Annotated in this window: 4 protein-coding genes; all 4 read left to right on the top strand. The window is 50.3% G+C overall.

What is annotated here, in order from left to right:
* The first annotated feature begins 509 nt into the window (after nt 1–509).
* Nucleotides 510–4,580, top strand: a complete 4,071-nt coding sequence (locus ACJROR_RS15270) for an RCC1 domain-containing protein (RefSeq protein ID WP_406547842.1) — start codon at nt 510–512, stop codon at nt 4,578–4,580.
* 582 nt (nt 4,581–5,162) lie between these two features.
* Nucleotides 5,163–6,074 (top strand): hypothetical protein, encoded by a 912-nt coding sequence (locus ACJROR_RS15265; protein WP_406547841.1) that lies wholly within the window; start codon nt 5,163–5,165, stop codon nt 6,072–6,074.
* A 75-nt stretch (nt 6,075–6,149) separates the two neighbouring features.
* A complete protein-coding gene (locus tag ACJROR_RS15260; RefSeq protein WP_406547840.1) occupies nt 6,150–6,623 on the top strand; it encodes a hypothetical protein in 474 nt (157 codons plus the stop codon).
* Between the two features lie 502 nt (nt 6,624–7,125).
* Nucleotides 7,126–7,397, top strand: a 272-nt coding sequence (locus ACJROR_RS15255) for a hypothetical protein (protein WP_406547839.1), incomplete at its 3' end; no start/stop codon positions are given.

The following is a 7,397-nucleotide window of genomic DNA, read 5'->3' as shown; positions in this document are numbered from 1 at the left end:
CCATTCCAGGGCATGCAGCGTTCCGAATGCGGCTTGACGGCCGTCGCCTTCGCTCGTCCCGCCGTGGCGCTTCTTTCATAATAAATTCACCTGCATTGCATTATCAAGTTCAAAAATGTGATATTAATCACATTTAGATTTTTAACCGTGCTCCGTCCGCGCTACGGTCGGAAACCCCGGGTTCCCCCGGCTCTTTTTCAGGTTTGCATTCCGGATTCAGAGCGCCGGTTTTCGCTCCCCGTTCTCCGGTCCGGCAGTCATGATCCTCTCTGGTTTGACCGGACTTTTATCCGCCGTCTTTCCGGCTGTTCCGGGAGATTTCCGCCGGGCCTCTTCTGAAATGTCTTTGCAAAAACGTTAACTGTGACTCTTGTAAAACATAATAGTGTGAGATGCGTTGACAAAAATTAATATTGAGTGTGCTAATTTTTGCCGCATTGCGGGAGCTTCGGCTCCCGCGGATTTTTGCAGTACCAGAACAAGATATTTTTGAAAACGGGAACACAGCTATGACTCATTCCTTTGCAAAGCTTTCAGCAGCCGTTATGGCTATTATGGGGCTCGCCGCATGCGGCGGCGGTGGCGGCAGCAGCGGCAATAACAGCAATGACAACAATAATGAAGAGACCGGAGCCACCTCTCTCCATGTCTTGGTAATTGACGGTTACTTGGAAAACTCTCAGGTGTATGCCGATCTCAACCGCAGCTACACCTTGGATGACGGCGACATCCGGGCCACCGTCAACACCGGCCCCGACGGCATTGCCATCATCGATATTCCGGACTCCTATCTTAAAGATTCAGAGGGCAAGGACATTACCCACGTAAGAGTAATCGCTCAGGCCACTCAGGGGGACAAGAACACCATTTACGGCGCGGAAACCCAGCTGGGACACAATCTCGTCATGGCCCGGGAAATCTACATTGACCGGAACAATCCTGATGCGGTTTACAACATAACGCCGTTTACCACCATGGCCGCCATGGCCTATACCGGAGCAGATTCCGCAAACCTATCAAAGACCGACTATGAGGATGCCGTCAGACATATTGCCGAGGCAGCCGGAGCTTCTGCAGCCGTTACGTCCGGGGACATCTTCAGGGATTACAACAGCGAAATCAATGATGCCAACCTCGCAGCTCTGGTAGCCGGCGAGCTGCTCTCAAGAAACAGCCTGCTTCCCGACAGCGAGTCCGCTCTCAAGGCCATCTGCGAAGACAGCGGCATCAGCGCGGCCGCTCTTACGGAAAAGGCCGCCGGAGTCAGCAGCGATGCCCTGGCAATTCTGACCGAGCTTGGCAAGAAAGGAAAGGATCTCACCGGTGCCGATGTGGCAGCAGCTCTTACCGCCTACAAGCCTCATTCGGATAATCCAGACAACCCCGATAATCCGGATAACCCCGACAATCCGGACAACCCGGATAACCCGGACAACCCCGATAATCCGGATAATCCCGATAACCCTGATAATCCCGATAACCCTGACAATCCCGATAACCCGGATAACCCCGACAATCCGGACAACCCGGATAACCCGGACAACCCCGATAACCCGGACAACCCCGATAACCCCGATAACCCCGATAACCCCGATAACCCGGACAACCCCGATAACCCGGATAACCCCGATAACCCGGATAAGAAAGCAGCTAAGCTTGCCGTTCAGGTAGTGGCCGGATATGCGGAAGGAGCCGAAGTCTGCCTGGATATCGATAACGACCTGGATTGCACAGACACCGATCTGAATCAGACCACCGACAGCACCGGATTTGCCGTATTCACCCTTTCTGAAGAAAATCAGAAAGCTATTCAGGAAGCCGGAATGATCCGGGCCTTTGCCGGCATCAAAAAGGGCAGCCCCAACACGCTGCTGGGACAACCCGGCGTGATGCTTTCCGATCTGCTGCTCTCGGCTCAGCTGCACGGCATTGAAACCTATACCGATGACAGCGAACTCTGCAAGGACAAAGCCGGCAACGACATCCTCTGCGAAAAGTATGTCAACCGCATCACACCGTTTACCACTCTTGCAGATGTAACAGGATCTTTAGATGACGACGACACTGCCGAGAACTATCAGAAGAGACTGGATGCCATCGCTCAGGCTTTGAAGCTGGATACTGAAGTAATGCTTTCCGATTACAACGATCCCGCCTCGCTGACTCCGGATAGCGCCAGAGTTCTGATAACCGATGAGCTTCTTATAGGCATGGGGATCATTCCGGTGCCTGGCGACACCCCTGAAGAAGGCGGCTACACCTTATACAATGTAACTTCTGATGACGGTCTCACTGAAAGCGTGCAAACCACGCTGGAAGCTGTCAGCAATAATACCGATGCGGTAATGGCAAGTCTCCCGGCCATAGCCGATGACATGTCCAATCTCCCGCAGGTGGTGGCCACAGCCTTCACTGCCGGAAACAAGCTGAGAAGCAGCTTCTCCTATGTTTCATCCGGCAAGGGCGAGGATTTCAGATGCGCCGTTAACGTAATGGGCAACGTCTACTGCTGGGGCAACAACGCCTGGGCCAATCTGGGCAATCCCGAAAGCTACCAGAATGCTGACAAAACTCCGATTCTGAACGGCGCCGAGGTAACGGATCTCTTCAGCTACAAACCGGTGCAGGTAAGAATGGGCGATGGTGTGCCTCTGGTTAATGTGAAGCAGGTGGAAACCGGCTTCCGCTTTGCCTGCGCGCTTACCAATGACGGACATGTTTACTGCTGGGGCGACAACACCTTCGGACAGACCGGTATCGGCAAAGTCACCTCTGAACCGGTGGTCTACGCCATGCCGGTGCTGAGCGGTCCTCAGGACGGCGATGATGAAAATCTTTCCGGCATTGAGAGCCTTGCCATGGCCCGGGATTCCGTCTGCGCCCTTGCCAAAGACGGCGGCATCTACTGCTGGGGAAACAACACCTCCAAAGAACTGGGCGACGACTATCCGGATCATGATGTGACCGAACCCTTTGCCGGTGTCACCGACTTTGACGGATCTCCGCTCCCGGCTGGCTTCAGCATCAAGGCAGTGCCGTACCCGGTTAAGGTTGCGCTTCCGAACTCCCTTAAGGCAACCGCCGTTGCCGCCGGCGACTGGGCCTTCTGCGCTCTTGCCGATGTAACCTCGGCTGAGGACAAGCACAACCTCTTCTGCTGGGGCAATGACACTTCATCAGTCTTTAACAGCATTGCAGACCACCTGCCTAAGGATCCGGAAAATAATGCTCCCGATACTGCAACGATAACCGAAATCCAGAAGCAGTACGCCAAGCTGGCCTACTACAGCAACCTGAATACTGACAATGCGGCAGACTCCGATCCTTTGACAGAGGATCTGAACTGGATCTGCTACGACAAGAACACTGGCAAGGAGGTTAAAACCGACACTGTAAGACGCATGATAAAAAGATCCGTCAATTACGATGCCTCAGCCAACTACTACATGATGGGAGGACAGGCTTCCATGACGGATCGCGAATGGCTTGTTCATGCCAGCAACGACACCTACCATCCGCTGTACTCCACTCCGGTGGTTAACATTGCCTCCTTCAGGGACAATGACGGCGGAGAAGAGCGGGAGCTTGTCGAAATCACCAACGTGGCCTTCGGAGTTCCTTCGGAAAACGGCACCCCCATGGTTTCCTCTTATATCAGAACGCTGGATTCCTCCCTGACCGTTGGCTTCTATACCGATGAAAATGACCGCATCTACAAGCGCTGGTACAACGTGCATATGGGACAGGCTGCTGATAAGGAGTACACCTGCTCCGCCGGTTTGAACACGGAACAATGCCGGGATCAAATCGGAAGCGGCCTGGGATCAGACTGCACCATTACCAAGAATCTGAATACCATGAAGTATGCCAGATCCGGCACTCAGATTACCAACAACGGGGACAGTTTCGGCGGCAATTACGGAGACTCCGGCAAGCCGGAATATCTGCACTGCGTCTACAAGATGAAGAACTTCCGCAGAACCATCGATTACTGCGATGCCGGCATTGAAAGCTTCGACAGAAACCGCGGCTCCACCTGGGAAGGACAGGACTTCATCATGGCTTCCGGCAATCCTCATTCCACCTGCATTCTGAGAAAGGATGAGGATGATGTCACTGGCCTCAGCACCGTCCTTGCCTGCTCCGGATCCAACCTCTTCGGTCAGGCTGGTCAGAAACCTGAGCCGGTGACCTTCAGCGTTAACGGAGGTCCGGAACAGACTCTTGACTACACCAAGGTGTCCTACCGTGATTACGAGCAGGCCTGGATCTACAGCTTCCCGTTCCCGGGATACGAGGGCTGGGGACTGCACCTCTTTGACGGCGACAACGATGCGATAGAATCCGAGGAGATTCTGAACGAAATTCTGAGCTATCTGGGGCACTGGAATCTGGGTCTCCCCTGGGCGTATCTGTCCTGCGGCGAGATTTCCACCAACAATCCCAAGCAGGTGGACAGCGCCAATGAGAGCAGCTGTAACGGCGTTCATGGCAACGAACTCAGAAACAGCATTTACGAAAACTCTGTGGAGATTCCCGTTAACGACAGCCGCATCAAAATTCAGGACGAGTCTCTTTAACGGAGGATAACCGGAGCTTCTGGGCCTGTCTCTGAATAAGAGCGCTCAGAAGAGCTGTTAAGAGCAAGAGAGAGCCGGCGGGTTTATCCTGCCGGTTCTTTTTTTGCGCCGCGGTTCTTTGCTTGCGGGTGTTTTTCTGGGAAAACGCAGGCTCTGTGGGGGCGGTAATGAGGCTTTATTCCATTCCTGCCGTCCTGCCCTCCGGCCCATTCTCCTCTCCGCTCTCTTAATTTCCGGAAAAGCTGATCCCTGTTTTCCGGCGGGCGCATGATGGCCGATGTCTCGTGAAGGCCGGTCGCACCTCCATGAGGGATTGATTCGAATGCTTCCCATGTTTTTGCATTTCATGAAAACTGCATTTTTGTTTAATTCTGCAGCTACTGTTTTGTGTGATCACAAAGGCAAAAATATTAAAAACCCCAAAAGCAGGTTCTCAGAGTTTATGCAATTGTGTGGTGAATCGTGTTTTTTTTTTGGCACGTGCGAAAATGATAGGGATAGAGCCAATAGTTTATACTGTCAGTATTGTTTTAATACTTGTTTTACGGTAACAGCGGGTATTTTTTCGCAGAGGGGATACATATGCCAATTCCACTTATCGCCCTATTCTTTGGCGCTGGTGCTCTAACCACTGCAGCCGGTGCCGGATATGCCGGAAAAAAGAAGTATGACGCCCATAAAAAAAACAGCTCCGCCAAAGAAATTACGGAGAGTGCTCAGAAAAAATTTGAGGAAGCAAAATCCTTGCTGGAAAAGAAACAGGAAGAAACTCAGCAATCATTGGATGAACTGGAGAAGTATAAGTCCGAAGTATTCGAAGAACAAATCGGACATCTCGTCTCAGTAGTTACAAAGTTTAAGAGCAAGATTGGCGGCTTTGATGAAAGCTTTGAGATTAAAAGCACCGATGACAGTCTCGGAGACGTTGATGTATCACTGAACACGAATGATGCGAACAATGAGGATAAAGCCAACGATAACTTCACACTAAGAGATGCCCACAGCATCAGTGAAGATGTTGTAAAAGCAAGCACCATTGCGGTTACAGGGGCTCTACCGTTTGGATTGGTGACAGCGGCAGCAGTCGCCGGAGGAATCTTAGGTGGATTAGTAGCAGGCGGTGTGCTGTTTAGTATCGGGAACGAATGTGCAGAAGAAGCTGAGAAAAATCTAAACAAGGCAAAGGCATATGCGGCAGAAGTCGACAAAGCCTGCGAAAAAATAGAATTAGCCATGACATCACTTGATACTGTAAGAACAAACTGCGATGAAATAACATTTGTTATCCGAAAACTGGTAAAAAAGTTTGAAAAATATAAAGTTGATAACATGGACGATGAGATTAAACTCAAACGCATGCTGATAATTGGAAAAAAACTTAAAGATGTTTTAAATGAACCATTAATCAATCAAGACGGCAAAGCAGTAGAAAATTTTAAAGATAAATGTTACGAATATCTCGAATTAGATTACTCCCAAGCCAAAATAATCTAATAGGTTTGGTGTTATAAATATTATTTTGATGTCAGTTTTACAGCAGCATCTGACATTTGTTCCGGAGGATTACATATGCCTATACCATTTATTATCGCTGCCGCTGGATGGGCTGTTGCTGCAGCCGGTACCGGTTATGCCGGAAAAAAAGGTTATGACGCCTATAAGAATAACAGCTCCGCCAAAGAGATTGTGGAAAATGCCCGGAAAAAATTTGAGGAAGCAAAATCATCGCTGGAAAAGAAGCAGGAAGAAACACAGCAATCCCTTGATGATTTGGGCAGATATAAGTCAGAAGTGTTCGAAAAACAGATCGGACATATAGTCTCAGTAGTTACAAAGTTTAAGAGCAAGCTCGCCGGATTTGATGAAAGCTTTGAAATTGAAAACTTAGATGAACGCATCGGGGATGCAGATGTATCTCTTCACTCCGGAGAAATAGCGAAGGATATGGCTAAGGGAGTATTTAATGGCGTTGTAAAGGGGGCTCAAGCAGCCACTGCCGTAGTGTCAGCGCTTCTGAAAAATGTCTCTAATTCTGCTCACTAAATTGTCTTTTTTTCTGCTCCAGCGTTTTCCTGCCTAACTACCCCGTGTTTTTACGTTACCGACTGCCAGCTTTTTGGTCGTGACTAACTGTTTCAAGTTTGTTTGCACAGACCGCTTGTGTTTTGGCAGAGCGGTTGCTTTTGGTTTGGCGGAGTGGTTGCTTTCCGGTTTGGAGCGAGGGAGTGACGTCAGTCCTCCGGCCGTGGCTGCCACCAGTCTGTCCGGAAAAACTCAGGCGGTGTGGTGAATGACGGACATAGTTTTTAGTCGGGCCCGCACGTGGCGGGGGCTAGCCCCCGCCACGTGCGAAAGGCCCCAAAAAAACGAATTTACGGCCTCGGCGGAGGTTTTTTATTTGAACCAGACGAAAGAAAGTAACAGGAGAATGTGTTAAAGTTGAAGAGGATTCCTGATAATTTCAGAAAAAGATCACGGCCTTAAAACAAAGCTGGGTGTGAGACTTTAGCCCCCTCACACCCACGTACCTCTTGCGGAGAATACAATGGTAAGTATATCAGAAAGCGCCCAGGCGTACAAAGTCTTTGTTACGATAAATGCCGATTGCAGCATAGATATCAGGGATTACGGTGATTTTACCTTCAAAGACGGTTGCCGCCCTGAGTGCCCGACATGCGGCCATAAAATGAACAAGGACGGGTTTACCGCATACGTAAAAATAATTGACTGCTGCGGGACAGGCAGAGACCCCACAATAAATGACGTTACCGTGGTCATTGAAAGTCCGGGGGCCGAACGGGAGATTATTCCCGGCAA

It is taken from the genome of Succinimonas sp., assembly GCF_045225735.1.
Taxonomy (GTDB): Bacteria; Pseudomonadota; Gammaproteobacteria; order Enterobacterales; family Succinivibrionaceae; genus Succinimonas.
The sequence above is the reverse complement of the archived record's forward strand: the minus strand, read 5'-3'. Positions and strand labels throughout refer to the sequence as shown.

Coding starts and splice junctions, on each gene's coding strand:
- ACJROR_RS15270 (WP_406547842.1), top strand. CDS start 510: ATGACTCATTCCTTTGCAAAGCTTTCAGCAGCCGTTATGGCTATTATG.
- ACJROR_RS15260 (WP_406547840.1), top strand. CDS start 6,150: ATGCCTATACCATTTATTATCGCTGCCGCTGGATGGGCTGTTGCTGCA.
- ACJROR_RS15265 (WP_406547841.1), top strand. CDS start 5,163: ATGCCAATTCCACTTATCGCCCTATTCTTTGGCGCTGGTGCTCTAACC.